This window comes from Paraburkholderia sp. SIMBA_030 (assembly GCF_046535245.1).
Lineage (GTDB): Bacteria > Pseudomonadota > Gammaproteobacteria > Burkholderiales > Burkholderiaceae > Paraburkholderia.
Genome location: NZ_JAWRXB010000025.1, coordinates 117,873 through 133,119, shown reverse-complemented (window position 1 = coordinate 133,119; position 15,247 = coordinate 117,873). Strand labels below are relative to the sequence as shown.

Genomic DNA, 15,247 nt, shown 5'->3' with positions numbered 1-15,247 from the left:
GGTTGACCGTTGTCGAGTGTGGAGCGGACCTTGAAGAGTCCGCCTGAGCGCTCGGTCGAAGGACCGTAACTGGCCGATTTCCGCCCGACGCGGCCGGCCGTAGCCGCCCTTAACCAACATACGCCGGGATTGTCTAGCCGCTTCTTTGCATCGAGAATTCTGCGTGCCTTGCGGCAAGGAAAAGTCGACGAACGTGCACGCCCGCTGAAGGCCGCAAAGGCTAGGGCTTTTGCGGCCTTCAGCGCCCATCAATCCAACGATCTAGAAGCGTCTGAAAGATCCCGCGGGCGAATACCAGGTAGGCTTCATCCAATCGGGCACAACAGCGCCGCAGGAAACGGATCACCTGCAGATCATCGCGGCCGTATCGTATGAGCCGATCTGGGTGTTCTATCGGGGCGACGTTACCGTCAACCGGTTGGCGCAACTGCGTGGCAAGCGCGTCGGCGTCGGTGTACCCGGGAGCGGGTTGCTGCACGTCTCACAAGTATTGCTGGGCTATAGCGGCATCACCCGTGACAACACTCAGTTGATGGAAGCCGACGCAAAGCAGGCCTATCGGTGCCTCGAAGAGGGTTGCCTGAATGCGGCTTTCTTTATCGGCAGACCCGATGCGCCCATGCAGCAGATGCTGCTGAACAGCGACCTGAAACCGATGAGTTTCGCACAGGCGGATGCGCTCGTGCAGAAGTTCCCGTCTCTTTCCAAAGTGACGTTTCCGCGTGCATCGACGAGCGTGGTGAATAATCGTCCGCAAAACGATGTCACCTTGCTGGCTGCCACCGCGCTGCTGGAGGCCAAAGACAACTTGCATCCGGCACTCGTCTATCTGTTGCTGGACGCGGCCAAAACCGTTCACTCGGGCGAAGAGACTCCTTCACGCAGCTTGGCGCATTCCCGAATCTGAATACCGATGAATCCCCTGTTTCCAATGAAAGCGAGCGCTATTTCAAATCGGGGCGTCCATTCCTTCAGCGCTATCTTCCATTCTGGCTCGCGAGCTTTATCGAGAGACGCCTGCTTATCCTGCTTCCGTTCATGGCGGTCCTCATCGGGATATTGCAAACACTACCGCGAATGATGGAGGCACGAATAAGGAATCGCTTTGTCGTCAGGTATCGCGAACTCAAATCGCTGGAAGACGAAATCTGGCGAACCACGCAGCCATCGAACGATCTGCTTGTCCAATGGCGCAACGAGATCGAGGACATCGACGCGCAGGCCATCTGACATCATGTTTGCAAAGTATTTCGAATCTCGACAGAGAATCGATGAGCTCCCTGCAAATCCTGAGAGCAACCTACTTGAGGGATTTACTTTGAGGTTGTGGCAGGTCGGCTATGCGGGAATCACCGCGCGCCGACATCTCCGAGCCGCTGAACATCTGCTGTACTGGACTCACAAGAACAGAATCGCATCTACAAATCTTTCTCCCGATGTCATTCGACGTTTCGGTATCTGGCGCACCGCAGAGGACTCGGCTTCGAACTGAGTATTGCCGTGGAATCGGCGCTCGCTTTGCTGTGGAATCCGTGCTCGGTTTGCCGTGGAATCAGCGTTCGGTTTGGCATGGAATACGCACGCCCGCCACCATAGAGTCGATGTTCACCTGGACGAGACGCTTGCCGCGAAGCACCTCCGGCACATCGCCGTTGGCAATCCGTTGCGCGAGCTATTCGACGATCGCAGTCTTGCCCACCCCGGGCTCGCCGCAGAACGGGATTGTTCTGGCGGGGTTCGCGCTGGCCTACGGCGCGTTTGTGCACGGGCTTCGCGCAACCTCGGGGTGATGGCCGTCGGCTCCTTCGCGGTGAGCTTTGCCACCAAGTCCAAGATGAACCCGCGTTTTGAAGGAAGAGCTTGAGCGCCCGAGCGAGCCCTTGGCGCAGGGACGCCGGTGCCGAATAGAGCGGCGAATCCGGGTGACGATCGCGGATCACGTCCGCGTCGTCGATTTCGCAATACGGTCTGCCTGACAAAGGGATAGCGCATCGCGGCGCTGCAGCGGGCGAGACGGGGCACGCTCACCGCAGGTGACGGCGGGCGGCCAATGCGTGCTCCGCTGCTGGCGGGCACCACATCCGACCGGTACTCTCCATCAGTACTTGATGTCCCGCTTTTCCTGGCGGCCGCCCTGCTTCGTGTCGCGCTTGTCCTGCCGGCACTGGGAGTTGCTCTTCTGGTTTGCGGCCCGGCAGTCGACCTTGTTCGTGCGCGCTTCGTGTTTGGCAGCCTGGTTTGCGTTCCTGCCCTGTTGCCGCTGTTGCGACTGGTTGGTGGCGAGAGCTGCGCCCGATAGCGCCAGGAGTCCGGCGGCAGCCAGCATTGCGCCCGTCCGCCTCCAAAGTCCGTTTCTTGATTCGACCATTTTCACGCCCCTCTGTGCTTGGTTGAAACGGCGGTCAGCCGTCGCGCCAAGCCGCCTTCGTATGCTCGTAGAGAGCCGGACCCTGCAAGGCTCCTTTGACAAAAGCGAGCATCCATTACAAGCAATCCATGATGGCACGAATGAGCGCCGTTGAGAACAAATTCCCACACGGAAGCCATTCCCCCAGAGGGTGGCAATTGCTCGCGAGTAGTCGACGATCCGCCGACTCGATCGAACATGCATGGAGGCGCCAACGTAGACCCCGTGGCGGGCCGAGGCTGCAGGGTCCCAAGATACCACCCCGGGTACGAATCCGGACGACTGTCAATGGCACAAAGACGACCCCCATCGAGCGCTGCCACGACCATCATGCGAATCGCGCGCAAGTCCTGAACACCTAACTCGGCAGGGGCGCCATGACGCCGGCCCACGCGAGCCTCGGTCGCTGGCACGCGGTCGCCCGGCGTATGCAGTGGATGCAGCGCAAGGGCCTGGTGCGCGCGATTGAGCGCGAGCGACTGCTGGCCATGGCGCTGAGGGAATCCTCGAGGCTGTCGCGCCGAATGCTACCTCAGAGCACGCCGACTTCTTCGACGAAATCGAGTGGTCGGCTGCTTAAGGCCAGAAGGGCCTTGCCTGTCCATGAACTCGAACATGATGCGAGACGCTTCCATTGCCCGGCAGCAGGGTCAGCCTCAGCCGGATCTATCAGTACGGCTTGATCGGCTCGAGTAGCTGCTTCGGGGAAACATCTCCTTCTGCTCTGAGTCGACATATGCCGATCGCACGAGACAGTGACCAGCCAGCCGCCGATCATGCCCCATGCGCCGGGTCACACCTTCTTGACGAATTCCGATTTCAGGCTCATGGCACCAAAGCCATCGATCTTGCAATCGATATCGTGGTCACTGTCCACCAGCCGGATGTTCTTTACCTTGATGCCCATCTTGATCACGCCAGCCGAACCCTTCAGTTTCAAGTCCTTGATGACAGTGACGGCATCCCCATCCTGCAAGACATTTCCAGCCGAATCGCGATAAGTCCTGTCAGCCGTTTCGGTCAGCGCGGCTGGTTGCGACGACCATTCATGCGCACACTCCGGGCAAATGTAGACGCCCCCGCTTTGTACGTAAACTCGGAACTGCATTTCGGACAGGGGACAATGCGCTCATGTGTAGTCCTTGCTGCCTGACAATGGCAATATAAGCACGAAAGTATATCGCGGTCCGGCGGCTTGCTAGCCCTGCTGCGCTTATGACGTCATATTTTGAGCGTCCTCTTTCGAGATGCGCGAAGGTTTTGCGCTCAGCTTCCAGACAATGCGCAAATGCAATGCGAATTCATGTTCACATTGCCGCGCGATGCACCTGCGGCGAAGCCAAACGACGGCCCACGCGACGCCAGCCGCGTCGAGACTCATGTAGCCGGGAATGCGACGACCGATTATGTCTCGCCCGACCGCGCGGGGCCGGCATGCCACGGTGCTCCTTGACTGCACGATTGCCAAGATGGTCATCGACCGCACTGCCTGTCGCGCGCGAACATCTGCAGGGCAAGGATAAGTCGCCGGAACTTGAGGCGCTTCTGAATGCCGGCAATGCGATGTCGCCATCAGACGGGGTGGCCGTGGTCGACCGGCTTGTTGCATTTGACACGCCTGCGGGCGAATGGCGGTTCATGGCCGAACAGAGCCCGATGCGATAGGCCTTAACACCAACCGACGTCGCGCTCTTTTGCAGCCGCGGCTTAACTGCGGACGGCAAGGAGTCCGACCAGCAGTGACAACCAATCTGCTCAAACGGTCAGACCAGCGACTGCCGTGACGGGCTTTGCCCTTCGACGACACAATTGCCCACGCCGGAAAATAGCCATTCGCATCCATCCCGGTCCGCTGACTCAGGTATGCTGAGGCTTTGGGACAGCTTCCGTTCAAGGGGAGAACATGCGGCGCGTCGTATTCAATCAGAAAGGTGGCGTAGGCAAATCGACCATTGTCTGCAACCTTGCGGCCATCAGCGCCAGCGAAGGTCTGCGCACCCTGGTTATCGACCTGGATGCCCAAGCGAATTCAAGTCAATACCTGCTCGGCCCGCAGGCCAGCGAGGCCCATCCCACCGTCGCCGGCTTCTTTGAAACCGCGCTAACGTTCAGCTTCAGGCCCGTAGAAGTAACGTCTTTCATTCATCCGACGCCGTTTGAGAATCTGGACATCATGCCCGCTCATCCTGACCTGGACGCGTTGCACGGCAAACTGGAATCCCGCTACAAGATCTACAAGTTGCGTGACGCGCTCAACGAACTCGACATGTATGACGCGATTTATATCGACACGCCGCCGGCGTTGAACTTCTATACCCGCTCCGCGCTGATTGCCGTCGAGCGTTGTCTGATCCCGTTCGACTGTGATGACTTTTCCCGTCGCGCGCTTTACACGTTGCTGGAAAACGTGAAGGAGATCCAGCAGGATCACAACGTCGCGCTGGAGGTGGAGGGGATTGTCATCAATCAGTTTCAGCCTCGTGCGAGCCTGCCTCAAAAGCTGGTCGACGAACTCGTCAGCGAGGGCTTGCCGGTGCTGGCTTCGCGGCTGTCTTCGTCCGTGAAGATCCGCGAATCGCATCAGCAGGCGACCCCCGTCATTCACCTCGATCCGGGACACAAACTTTCGCAGGAGTATCGGGCCTTGCATCGTGAACTGGCCGGATAGCGGGAAATCGGCAGACGGGCCGGGCACCACCCCATGCGATCGGCATATCTCGCCCCTGAACGGCCAAACGCTCGTCCGCTTATCAGACATTCGAATACTTGGTGTCGCCGTCATCGCGGCTCCCGGACGTAGTAAATGTCCCATTCCGACTCAGCCGTTTTCACAAACTCGTGTCGTTGATAGAAGCGGTTCGAGTCACTATCACGAAGGGCGCCCAGCCTCACTGCTAGCGACTGCGAGTCGGCATCTGACAGGATCGAAACAAGGCCCGTCGCTAACTTGCTCAACAGTCACTTACTGTTTTCCCGAAGCAAGCTGCTGGTTACGCTCAGCGAGAAACTGAATCAGACCGTCCACGCCGCTTTGCTGGATCTTGTCGTTGAACTGCTGCCGATATGTCTGGATCAGCCAAACGCCGAGCACGTTCAGGTCATATAAACGCCAGCCCTGCGGCGTCTTGTACAACCGGTAGTCGATCTCCGCAGGCTGTCCGTTTTTCATTGCGATCGTGCGCACCACCACGTCCGTATCGGTTGGAGCGATGCGCAACGGCGGGTACTCGATCTGTTGATCCGCGTGGATCTGACCAATAGCGCCCGAATACGTATGAATCAGGAGCATCTTGAATTGTTCGATCATCTGCTGCTGCTGCGCCGGTGTCGCCGTCCTCCAGTAGCGGCCCATCGTGAGCGACGTAGTGCGGCGAAAATCGGTGTAAGGAAGAATGTCCCTGTTCACGATATCCATGATGCGGGGGATATCGTCCGGCTCGATCGCCCGGGTACGCACCTCGTCGAATATCTGCTGCGTCGCGGTCTTGATTAGCGCCTGCGGGTCTGATTGGTCGACTTGCGCGTACGCCGCCACGCCGAACGAGAACAAAGCTGCGCAAAGCGGGACCAGAAATAGAGACTTCATATATACGCTCCTGGCTGAACGCGTGAACGCGATGCGAGACAAGCATCCTCCCTTTCCGCTCGCTCGTCCCGCTTTTAGTCAGACGCCTTCGACGAGAACAGCGCGATAGCGCGCCCCCTTGAAGCGATGCTGCGCGACCGCCTGATACGCCGGGCTGTCGTACCACGCGCGCGCGGCCGCCGTGGACGGAAACTCGACGACCACGACGCCCTCCGGCGCGTCACCCTCGAGCACCTGCTGAGGTCCGTAGGCGGCGAGAATCTTGGCTGGGTGACCTTTGAGCGTCTCGCCGACCTTGCTGTTGTAGATGTCGAGTTCGCCCTGATCCTGCGTGCTTTCTCGTGTAAAGACAATATAAGTCGCCATGGCATACGCTCCTGCAGTGGTGTGAAGTCGCACACGATGATGCCACCAAACCGCAAACGCTGTCGGCACGCGCCAGCGCGTCAGATACTTTCACTCGCCTTCAGGAAGTCGACAAAGGCACGCAACGGAGCAGGCAAGTGACGACGCCCCGGATAGTAAAGAAACGGCCCCGAGAAGCGCTGCCACCACGGCTCCAGGATCGGCTCCAATGCGCCGCTATCGAGATGCGGGCGCAGCATATCTTCGAAAAGATGGATGACGCCCACGCCTGCTACGGCCGTACTGACTGCAAGGTCGACTGCCGCGCCTGGCCTGACCAGCAGCGGTCCGGGAGGATCCAGTCGCACCACCTCGCCGTTCCGCTCGAAATCCCAGGTTGGCTTCGCGCCGCCGGCAAACTGGCCGCGCAAGCATGCATGAGAAAGCAGGTCGCGCGGGTGCTCGGGTCTGCCGTGCGTGTCGAGATAGGCCGGCGCCGCAGCGGTAGCGAAACGCTGCACACGTGGCCCGATCGGGGTGGCGATCATGTCCTGCTCGAGTCGCTCGTCATAGCGAATGCCCGCGTCGCAGCCGATCGAAAGCACGTCGACAAACCCATCCTCGACCACGACCTCCACGCGTATGTCGGGATAAGCCTTGAGGAACGGTGCGATGACGGTGGGCAATACGATCCGCGCGGCGCTCGACGGCACGTTGAGTTTGAGCGTGCCCGTCGGCTTATCCCTGAACCCGTTCAGGACATCCAGCGCCCCTTCCATCTCGCTGAACAATGGCGTCAGCTTTTCGATGAGACGCAGTCCCGCTTCGGTTGGGGCCACGCTGCGTGTCGTCCGGTTGAGCAGACGCAGACCGAGCTTCGACTCGAGGCGCCGCACGGCGATGCTGAGGCTCGAAGCGGAGACGCCGCTGATTCGGGCCGCGTCACGAAAGCCGCCGGCGCGCGCGACTGAAACGAACGCGGCAAGATCGTTGAACTCCATGGCGATTGTTCACTTTGTTAAACAACCCGTAAAATTTAGATCGGATTATCTAACAACGCAAACATCTCCATACTGGTGCTCAGCATTCATCAAGGAGAGCACCATGTCGAAGTTCACGTCCCCCAATACATTTCCGCTTGCAGGCCGCCCCGTTCACCGTGTGGGCTACGGTGCAATGCAGCTTGCCGGACCCGGCGTATTCGGGCCACCGAAGGACCGTGACGCGGCCATCGCAGTGCTGCGCGAAGCGGTGGCGTCGGGCGTCAATCACATCGATACGAGCGACTTCTACGGGCCGCACATTACCAACCAGCTCATTCGCAAAGCGCTCCATCCGTACCCGGACGACCTTGTGATCGTCACCAAGGTGGGTGCCGTCCGTGGTGACGACGGCTCGTGGCTACCGGCACTCGAACCGGAAGATATCGAGCGCGGGGTCCACGACAACCTCCGCAACCTCGGTGTCGACGTGCTCGATGTCGTCAACATGCGGATCATGGGCAGCGTCCACGCCCCCGCTGAAGGATCGATCGAAAAGCAGGTCGCGGCCCTTGCCGAACTTCAGCGCCAGGGGCTCGTGCGTCACATCGGCCTCTCCAATGTCACCACGACCCAGGTCGCCGAGGCACAGGGCATCGCGGAGATCGTCTGCGTGCAGAACCATTACAACCTGGTCCATCGAGACGACGACGCGCTGGTCGACGAACTCGCGGGCAAGAACATCGCCTACGTGCCGTTCTTCCCGCTCGGTGGATTCACGCCGATTCAATCGTCAGCGCTTTCGAAGGTCGCCCGGATGATCGGCGCGACGCCGATGCAGGTGGCGCTCGCATGGCTCCTCCATCGCGCGCCTAACATTCTGCTGATCCCGGGCACTTCGTCGCTCGAACATCTGCGTGAAAATATGCAGGCGGCGCAATGGCGCTTACCGGACGCGGTGCTCGCTGAACTGGACGCGATAGGAAGCGTCAACGGGGAACCGTGAAACGCGCGAGTTGCGCCGGAGAAGCGACCGTCGTGACGTGTCCGGGAATTGAACATTGCTAAACAATTTGCAACAGAGTGGACGCAATCCTCAGATAGCATATTGAAAGCACGCGTACCGGGAACGGTACGGTGTTTCCGTGAATGATCAACCTGTTGGGAGCATCCAGAATGAGCATCTTTGGCGATATTGTGAACAAGCTGTTCGGAAAGGCAAAACCGGATCAACAGCCGCCCGCGGCGGAACCGACGCCGGATCCCGCGGCAGCGCAGGCGGCCGCGCCTGATGCCACGCCAGTCCCCGCGCCTTTGACCGACGTCGACGTCGAAGCCGTGATGGATCAGTTTGTCAGTGAAAGCGGGCAAACGCTGAACTGGCGCACGTCGATCGTCGACACCATGAAGGCGCTCGGCGTCGACAGCAGCCTCGAGCATCGCAAACAGCTCGCCCAGGAACTGAAGTACGGCGGCGACATGAACGATTCGGCGAGCATGAACATCTGGCTGCACAAGCAGGTGATGGCGGCGCTGGCGGCGAACGGCGGGAAGTTGCCGCCCGACCTCGCAGCCTGAATTCGCTTCTGACGCGCACCTGACCGGGGTCTTGCGCCGTTCGCCTCATCAATTGAATGGACTAAACCTTGAAAAACCTGCGGAACCTGTATATATGTACAGTATGTTTGCATATACAGTTCCGGAGGTCGTCATGGAGCATCTGGTGCGCGTGCAGAATGAACGGGACCGCTGCACGCTCGCGTGGCTGCGGGCACAGGTCGGCGACGCGGCAATCGCGCAAGCGGCGCAGCGGTGCGGCGGAGCGTCGAAACCATACCTGTCGGCGATCTGCCGAACGCTCGGGGTGACCGCGCCGCGCTTCAGTTCGCGGCGCCCGAGCGCGACCGCCGAGCAGTCGCTGGCCACGATCCGGCAGATACTGGCTTCCAGGAACGCGCCTGCGCCTGAACGGGCGCGTCGCTGGTGAAAACCGCCGCCGCGTGTCTTAGGGCCGCCAGACTGGGCCCTCAGGAAAGTCATATTGATCGAGCGATGCCGCATGCATTTCGATGCTGTAGCCGGGACGTTGCGGCGGCATGTAACGGCCATTGCGGATCACGACAGGATCGACGAAATGTTCATGCAGGTGATCCACGTACTCGAGTACCCGGTTTTCTAGCGACGCCGACACGCAGATATAGTCGAAAAGCGAAATGTGCTGGACGTATTCGCACAAGCCGACGCCGCCCGCGTGCGGGCACACGGGCACGCCAAATTTCGCCGCCATCAGCAGGACGACGATCACCTCGTTCAAACCGCCCAGGCGGCAGCTGTCTACCTGACAGAAGTCGATTGCGTGCGCCTGCAGCAACTGCTTGAACATCACACGGTTATGGCAGTGCTCTCCCGTCGCCACGCCGATCGGCTGAATCCGCTGGCGGATGGCCGCGTGGCCGAGAATGTCGTCGGGGCTCGTGGGTTCCTCGATCCACCACGGATCGAATTGCGCCAGGCGCCGCATGTTCAAAACCGCTTCATCGACGTCCCACACCTGGTTCGCATCCATCATCAGCTTGCGGTTTTCGCCGATTTCTTCGCGCAGGATGCGCGCCCGGCGCATATCTTCTTCGAGATTGCCGCCCACCTTCTGCTTGAAGTGCGTCCAGCCCTGGGCGACGCCTTCACGTGCGAGCCGGCGGATCTTGTCGTCGTCGTAGCCGAGCCAGCCGGCTGAAGTCGTGTAGGCCGGATAGCCGTGCGCCAGCATGTCCTTTTCGCGCTCGTCCCTGGTCTTTGCATGGCGGTGCAGCATGGCGATGGCTTCATCCGGCGTGATCGCATCGGTCACATAGCGGAAGTCGAGACAACGCACGAGTTCTTCGGGGCTCATGTCGACGAGCAGCTTCCACACCGGCTTGCCTTGCGCTTTTGCCCACAGGTCCCACGCCGCGTTCACGACAGCCGCCGTCGCCAGATGAATCACGCCCTTGTCCGGGCCGATCCAGCGCAGCTGGCTATCCGAGGTCAGCGCGTGCCAGAAAGCGCCCATGTTCGCGGCGATATCCTCGAGCGTTTTGCCGACGATCAGTGGGGCAAGCGCCTGTACCGCACTCACGCAGATCTCATTGCCGCGCCCGATGGTGAAGGTGAGGCCATGACCCGTGAGCGTCTGCGGCGAATCGGTTTCGAGCGTCACGTAGGTGGCGGAGTAATCCGGCGCGGCGTTCATCGCATCGGAGCCGTCGAGCGAACGCGAGGTCGGAAACCGAATGTCCCGCACGGACAGCCTGGTGATCGTGGGCATCTGCACACTCTCCTGGTCGACAGCTTTCGATTTGCGCCGATGAGCAAAGAGGGCCGTGGCGCCGAACGGCGCCGCGACCCTCCCGCTCTCGCCGCGCCCTAGCGGCGACGGTCAATCGTAGAGCACGGCGGCGATCTTGGGATCGCTCATATTGCTCTTGTCGTACCAATAGAAGCCCGTGTCGACTTTCTTGGGCAGCTTCTCGCCCTTCAGCGCCTTCACCGCGGAGTCGACGACGCATTTGCCTATGCCGACCGGGTTCTGCGTGATGGCGCCGGCCATCAGCCCCGAATTGATGTCCTCCTTCTGCTCCTTGCCGGAGTCGTAGCCGATCAGCACGAGCTTCTTGCCAGATTCCCTGACGCCGATCGCGGCACCCTCCGCCGAGCCTTCATTAGCACCAAAAATGCCCTTGAGATTGGGATTCGCCTGGATCATCGCCTTGGCGATTTCTGCCGACTTCAGATGGTCGCCGCCGCCATACTGGACTGAAACGATCTTGACGTTCGGGTGCTTCGTCTTCATCTCGTTCAGGAAGCCGTCGCGGCGATCGATGCCGGTGCGGCTGGTCTGGTCGTGCACGATCACGCCGACCTCGCCGGCATTGCCGATCGCCTCGGCCATCTTGTCAGCGGCGAGGGCGGCGGCGGCAAGGTTGTCCGTCGCACACGTCGTCAGCGGAATGTCGCTGTCGACGCCGGAGTCGAAGGCGATGACCGGCATTTTGGCGGCCTGCGCCCGCTTCAACAGCGGAATGGCCGCTTTGCTGTCGAGCGCGGCGATGCCGAGCGCCTGGGGCTTCTTGGCGAGCGCGGCCGAGAGCATGTCGATCTGCTTATCGACCATGGCTTCGGTTTCCGGACCCTCAAAGGTGATCCTGACCTTATGCTCCTTCGCCGACTGTTCCGCGCCCGCTTTGACGGCCTGCCAGAACTGGTGCTGGAAGCCCTTCGAGATGAGCGGGATGTAGGGTTCGTCCGCGCGCGCAAGGCTCGTCCCGCCAATGAGCGCGCCAACGCCGACCGCGACACCGATTAATCTTCTTTTCAACATGGTGTTTCTCCTCCTAAGGTGGGCCATCAACCTTCAGCCGTTGGGGGGAGCCTTTGGCGCTCCCTTTCTTGATTTTGTGCTGTGCAACGTCAGCTTTTCTTGCGCCGCAAAATATCGGCATAGACCGCGAGAATGATGATGAGGCCTGTCACCACGATCTGCCATTCCTGAGCAACGGACATGATGCGCAGGCCGTTGGTCAGCACGCTCATGATGAACGCGCCGATGATGGTGCCCAGAATCGTGCCCGCACCGCCGCTGAGCGAGGTCCCGCCGATCACCACGGCGGCGATCGCTTCGAGTTCATAGCCCTGCCCTAGCGCAGGCTGGGCCGAATTCAGGCGCGAAGCGATGAGCAGCCCGGCGACGCCGCAAATTGCTCCGGCCAGGCCGTAAATGGCGATCTTCCACCGATCGACATTCACGCCGGAAAGGCGCACGGCTTCTTCGTTGCTGCCGAGCGCAAAGGTGTAGCGGCCGAGCGCCGTGCGATTCAGCGTGATCGAACTCGCGACCGCGAGGAAAAACAGAATCAGGACCGCGTTTGGAATGGGCAGGCTCGGCAGGAAATAGCCGATCAGCGAATCCTGAGAGATCATGTAAAAGTTTTCGGTGTCGGTGAAATAGATCGGCTTGTCGGCCGAGACGACGAGCGAAAGCCCTTTCAGCAACAGCATCATGCCTAAGGTGGCAATGAACGGCGGTATTTTCATTTTCGCCGTGAGGGTTCCCGAAATGGTGCCGCAGATCGCGCCCGTCCCAATCGCGGCAATGACGCCGATCCACATCGGCAAATGCCAGAAAGTCAGAAACACGCCGCAGATAACCGCCGTGAAGGTCATCAACGTGCCGACCGATAAATCGATGCCGCCGGTAATGATGACGAAGGTGCTCGCGATCGCCAACACGCCGTTGACCGCCGTCGCCTGCAGAATCCCAAGCATATTGTCCGTCTGCATGAAGGCGGGCGACGCGAAGCTGAAAAAGACCAGCAGCAGGATCAGGCTCGCAAAGGCGAGCAGTTTTTGCAAAGCGGCCGGCGCAAAGATGCGGGCTTTGAGGCCGGATGGCCGCCCTTCATCAGGCAGCGCCGAAGTATCCGATCGCAGTGTCATAAATGGATTTCTCCTCTCGAGGCTCATGCCGCTTTCATGGTTTCGCGCTGTGTCGCCAGTTGCATGATGCGCTCTTGCGTCGCCTCGGTGGCCGAGAGTTCGCCGGTGATGCGGCCCTCGCACATCACGACGATGCGGTCGCTCATGCGCAAGATTTCCGGCAGTTCCGACGAGATCATCACGATCGCCTTGCCTTGCCCGGCGAGCGAGCGCAGGAGCTTGTAGATTTCGCTCTTGGCGCCGACGTCGATGCCGCGAGTCGGCTCGTCGAAGAACAGCACGTCGCAGTCGCGCTCGAGCCATTTCGCGATGACAATTTTCTGCTGATTGCCGCCCGACAGAAGCCGCACCTCCTGCGCTGCGGAGGGCGTGCGAATGGCGAGCAGCTTGATGAAATGGGATGCTGCCCGGCGTATCTGAGCGCGCCGCAAGAAAAACCTGAGCGACAGGAATTTGGGTAAGTTGGACATCACGATGTTCGATTCGACGTCCATTTTGGTCGCAAGGCCGAAGCGCTTGCGGTCTTCCGAGAGATAGCCGATACCGTGCGCCACCGCGTCGCTCGGCTTCCTGATCGTCGCCTTCACGCCTCTCACGACAAGTTCGCCGGACTCGACCGGGTCGGCGCCGAACACCGCTCGGGCGACCTCGGTGCGACCCGCGCCCATCAAGCCGGCAAAGCCCAATATCTCGCCCCTGTGCAGCGTGAAGCTCACGTCCCTGACCAGCGGGCCGGCGTTTAAATTTCTGACTTCGAGTGCGATCTCGCCTTTGTCCGCTGCGTTGTGAGAAGGCGCGACGTCGATCAAAGTTCGCCCGACCATCATGCCGATGATCGATTCGACGCTCGTATCTTTAGCAGCGACGGTGGCCACATATTCCCCGTCGCGCAACACGGTGACGCGGTCGGAAATCTGCTTCAGCTCATCCATCTTGTGCGAGATATAGATGATGCCCACGCCCCGGCTCTTCAGCTCGCGGATGATGCGGAAGAGCTCGGCGATCTCGGCGTCGTTGAGCGCCGAGGTGGGCTCGTCCATGATCAGCACGCGCGAATCGAAGGACAAAGCCTTGGCGATCTCGACCATCTGCTGTCTGGCGACAGTCAGGGTGCTGACCACCGCGCGCGGGTCGAGATGCACATGCATGCGGGCAAAGATGTCGCGCGCTTGCGCGTTGAGCTTGTCTTCGTCGAGGAACAGGCCGAGGCGTCCGCGCGGCTCGCGGCCAATGAACATATTCTGGGCGACGGTCAGATGATTCATCAACTGGAGTTCCTGATGAATGATGCAGACGCCCATGGCCTGCGCCTCGCGCGGGCTTAAGAACTCGACCGGTTGGCCGTCAAGGAGGATATCGCCGGAATCCCGGCTGTACACGCCCGCGAGAATTTTCATCAGCGTCGATTTGCCGGCGCCATTCTCGCCCACCAGCGTATGGACTTCGCCCGCCAGGAGCTCGAACTGGACTTCGTGAAGCGCCCTCACTCCGGGAAAGCTCTTGCTGAGCCGATTGACGGAAATGAGCGGGCTCATGGCGCGGATCGAACGACAATTCCGCGACGGCCGCTGGTCTCATCGCGAGAAACGGGTCGAAAAAACGCCGGGCGTTGCCGGGTACCGCGGATGAAATCGTAACGAGAAGCCAGACACATTGCTGGACCCCCAAATCGATGTGCGACGATTTTACGACGCTGGGCGGCAGCGGCTCAAGCGTAGGCATTCCCTAGTGTCTGATCAAATGTATCTCGCGCCTGTTTCCCACTATTTGCAGTTTCACCCGTTCCGTTTTGAGTGTGAAGCAATGAAGCAGGCCGGTGCTGCCGGTTGTGCCGCGCACTGGGACTGGAGAGCGCCAGACAGCGACGCGGGTCGATCGACTGTCACCGGTGCGGTCTTCTTCCTGGCGGGCCCCGTCATTCCTGAACGCTGATCGAACATAACGTCAATGTAATCTGAGCGTCAGTGTGCATCAATCTTCGCTGTACAGAATAAGGATTACTCACTCCCGTTTCCACGAGGTCGTGAGATCGCCGGCTTCGTCCATGGCAGCGTGAAGCCGACCGAACCTAAATTCAGGAGGTAATTTGTTATGAAATCCCTTATCCATGCAGCGCTGATTGCCTGCGCACTAGCCACTCCAATCGTTTCTTTCGCACAGAACGCTACTGCTCCGTTGACGCGCGCTGAAGTACGCGCGGATCTGGTTCGAGTCGAGCAGGCCGGATACCGGCCCGCCGCCAATGATGTGTACTACCCGGCAGATATTCAGGCGGCTGAGGCGCGTGTCCAGACGCAGGATGCCACGGCGCCGGCCAGCTCGGGTGCAGGCGGTGTGCCGGATGGCTCCTCGCAGGCGGGTGCGCCGCAGGCAAACGCAGGTAGTCACTCGATCTACTTCGGTCACTGACGCTCGCATGTCTCGCAAGCCATCGCCGGCTGCTCGTTTCGGCGCATT

At 60.2% G+C, this 15,247-nt stretch carries 13 protein-coding genes and 3 pseudogenes; 6 read left to right on the top strand and 10 right to left on the bottom strand.

The annotated features are described in order from the left end of the window. Nucleotides 1–265: 265 nt before the first annotated feature. Nucleotides 266–1,224: pseudogene (locus tag SB772_RS33695) on the top strand (TAXI family TRAP transporter solute-binding subunit); the annotation flags it as partial. An 874-nt stretch (nt 1,225–2,098) separates the two neighbouring features. Here the strand turns inward: SB772_RS33695 and SB772_RS33690 are convergent. Continuing rightward, entirely contained in the window at nt 2,099–2,368 is a 270-nt protein-coding gene (locus SB772_RS33690) for a hypothetical protein (protein ID WP_410837453.1), read from the bottom strand. Nucleotides 2,369–3,200: 832 nt separating this feature from the next. After that, nucleotides 3,201–3,532, bottom strand: a pseudogene (locus tag SB772_RS33685) (zinc ribbon domain-containing protein YjdM). A gap of 778 nt (nt 3,533–4,310) precedes the next feature. On the opposite strand from SB772_RS33685, the gene SB772_RS33680 reads away from it, so the two are divergent. After that, entirely contained in the window at nt 4,311–5,075 is a 765-nt protein-coding gene (locus SB772_RS33680) for a ParA family protein (protein ID WP_410837452.1), read from the top strand. A gap of 110 nt (nt 5,076–5,185) precedes the next feature. Here SB772_RS33680 and SB772_RS33675 read toward each other — a convergent pair. The 4 genes and pseudogenes from SB772_RS33675 to SB772_RS33660 form a co-directional block, all read right to left on the bottom strand. Further along, nucleotides 5,186–5,341: pseudogene (locus SB772_RS33675) on the bottom strand (GNAT family N-acetyltransferase); the annotation flags it as partial. A gap of 28 nt (nt 5,342–5,369) precedes the next feature. After that, on the bottom strand, nt 5,370–5,993 hold the full coding sequence (locus tag SB772_RS33670) for a phospholipid-binding protein MlaC (protein WP_410837451.1): 624 nt from the start codon (nt 5,991–5,993) through the stop codon (nt 5,370–5,372). A 78-nt stretch (nt 5,994–6,071) separates the two neighbouring features. Continuing rightward, a complete protein-coding gene (locus tag SB772_RS33665; RefSeq protein WP_410837450.1) occupies nt 6,072–6,359 on the bottom strand; it encodes a DUF1330 domain-containing protein in 288 nt (95 codons plus the stop codon). 80 nt (nt 6,360–6,439) lie between these two features. After that, entirely contained in the window at nt 6,440–7,339 is a 900-nt protein-coding gene (locus tag SB772_RS33660; RefSeq protein ID WP_410837449.1) for a LysR family transcriptional regulator, read from the bottom strand. A gap of 103 nt (nt 7,340–7,442) precedes the next feature. Between SB772_RS33660 and SB772_RS33655 the strand changes: the two genes are divergently transcribed. From SB772_RS33655 to SB772_RS33645, 3 genes are all read left to right on the top strand, one after another. Continuing rightward, on the top strand, nt 7,443–8,324 hold the full coding sequence (locus tag SB772_RS33655; protein WP_410837448.1) for an aldo/keto reductase family oxidoreductase: 882 nt from the start codon (nt 7,443–7,445) through the stop codon (nt 8,322–8,324). A gap of 170 nt (nt 8,325–8,494) precedes the next feature. Beyond that, nucleotides 8,495–8,896, top strand: a complete 402-nt coding sequence (locus SB772_RS33650) for a DUF3597 domain-containing protein (RefSeq protein ID WP_410837447.1) — start codon at nt 8,495–8,497, stop codon at nt 8,894–8,896. 133 nt (nt 8,897–9,029) lie between these two features. Beyond that, nucleotides 9,030–9,305, top strand: a complete 276-nt coding sequence (locus tag SB772_RS33645; protein ID WP_410837446.1) for a hypothetical protein — start codon at nt 9,030–9,032, stop codon at nt 9,303–9,305. An 18-nt stretch (nt 9,306–9,323) separates the two neighbouring features. Here SB772_RS33645 and SB772_RS33640 read toward each other — a convergent pair whose 3' ends face one another. The 4 genes from SB772_RS33640 to SB772_RS33625 all read right to left on the bottom strand — a co-directional run bounded on the left by SB772_RS33640 (nt 9,324) and on the right by SB772_RS33625 (nt 14,325). Further along, a complete protein-coding gene (locus SB772_RS33640) occupies nt 9,324–10,622 on the bottom strand; it encodes an L-fuconate dehydratase (protein ID WP_410837445.1) in 1,299 nt (432 codons plus the stop codon). 111 nt (nt 10,623–10,733) lie between these two features. After that, complete coding sequence (locus tag SB772_RS33635; RefSeq protein WP_410837444.1) at nt 10,734–11,675, bottom strand: ABC transporter substrate-binding protein; 942 nt, start codon at nt 11,673–11,675, stop codon at nt 10,734–10,736. Nucleotides 11,676–11,764: 89 nt separating this feature from the next. Further along, on the bottom strand, nt 11,765–12,790 hold the full coding sequence (locus tag SB772_RS33630; RefSeq protein ID WP_410837443.1) for an ABC transporter permease: 1,026 nt from the start codon (nt 12,788–12,790) through the stop codon (nt 11,765–11,767). A gap of 23 nt (nt 12,791–12,813) precedes the next feature. Next, nucleotides 12,814–14,325 (bottom strand): sugar ABC transporter ATP-binding protein, encoded by a 1,512-nt coding sequence (locus SB772_RS33625; protein ID WP_410837442.1) that lies wholly within the window; start codon nt 14,323–14,325, stop codon nt 12,814–12,816. Between the two features lie 556 nt (nt 14,326–14,881). Here SB772_RS33625 and SB772_RS33620 point away from each other — a divergent pair. Further along, a complete protein-coding gene (locus tag SB772_RS33620) occupies nt 14,882–15,199 on the top strand; it encodes a DUF4148 domain-containing protein (protein WP_410837441.1) in 318 nt (105 codons plus the stop codon). The last annotated feature ends 48 nt before the right edge of the window (nt 15,200–15,247 follow it).

Bases quoted from the DNA above. Each gene is read 5' to 3' on its own strand.
- SB772_RS33690 (WP_410837453.1), bottom strand. From the start codon at position 2,368: ATGGTCGAATCAAGAAACGGACTTTGGAGGCGGACGGGCGCAATGCTG.
- SB772_RS33680 (WP_410837452.1), top strand. From the start codon at position 4,311: ATGCGGCGCGTCGTATTCAATCAGAAAGGTGGCGTAGGCAAATCGACC.
- SB772_RS33670 (WP_410837451.1), bottom strand. From the start codon at position 5,993: ATGAAGTCTCTATTTCTGGTCCCGCTTTGCGCAGCTTTGTTCTCGTTC.
- SB772_RS33665 (WP_410837450.1), bottom strand. From the start codon at position 6,359: ATGGCGACTTATATTGTCTTTACACGAGAAAGCACGCAGGATCAGGGC.
- SB772_RS33660 (WP_410837449.1), bottom strand. From the start codon at position 7,339: ATGGAGTTCAACGATCTTGCCGCGTTCGTTTCAGTCGCGCGCGCCGGC.
- SB772_RS33655 (WP_410837448.1), top strand. From the start codon at position 7,443: ATGTCGAAGTTCACGTCCCCCAATACATTTCCGCTTGCAGGCCGCCCC.
- SB772_RS33650 (WP_410837447.1), top strand. From the start codon at position 8,495: ATGAGCATCTTTGGCGATATTGTGAACAAGCTGTTCGGAAAGGCAAAA.
- SB772_RS33645 (WP_410837446.1), top strand. From the start codon at position 9,030: ATGGAGCATCTGGTGCGCGTGCAGAATGAACGGGACCGCTGCACGCTC.
- SB772_RS33640 (WP_410837445.1), bottom strand. From the start codon at position 10,622: ATGCCCACGATCACCAGGCTGTCCGTGCGGGACATTCGGTTTCCGACC.
- SB772_RS33635 (WP_410837444.1), bottom strand. From the start codon at position 11,675: ATGTTGAAAAGAAGATTAATCGGTGTCGCGGTCGGCGTTGGCGCGCTC.
- SB772_RS33630 (WP_410837443.1), bottom strand. From the start codon at position 12,790: ATGACACTGCGATCGGATACTTCGGCGCTGCCTGATGAAGGGCGGCCA.
- SB772_RS33625 (WP_410837442.1), bottom strand. From the start codon at position 14,325: ATGAGCCCGCTCATTTCCGTCAATCGGCTCAGCAAGAGCTTTCCCGGA.
- SB772_RS33620 (WP_410837441.1), top strand. From the start codon at position 14,882: ATGAAATCCCTTATCCATGCAGCGCTGATTGCCTGCGCACTAGCCACT.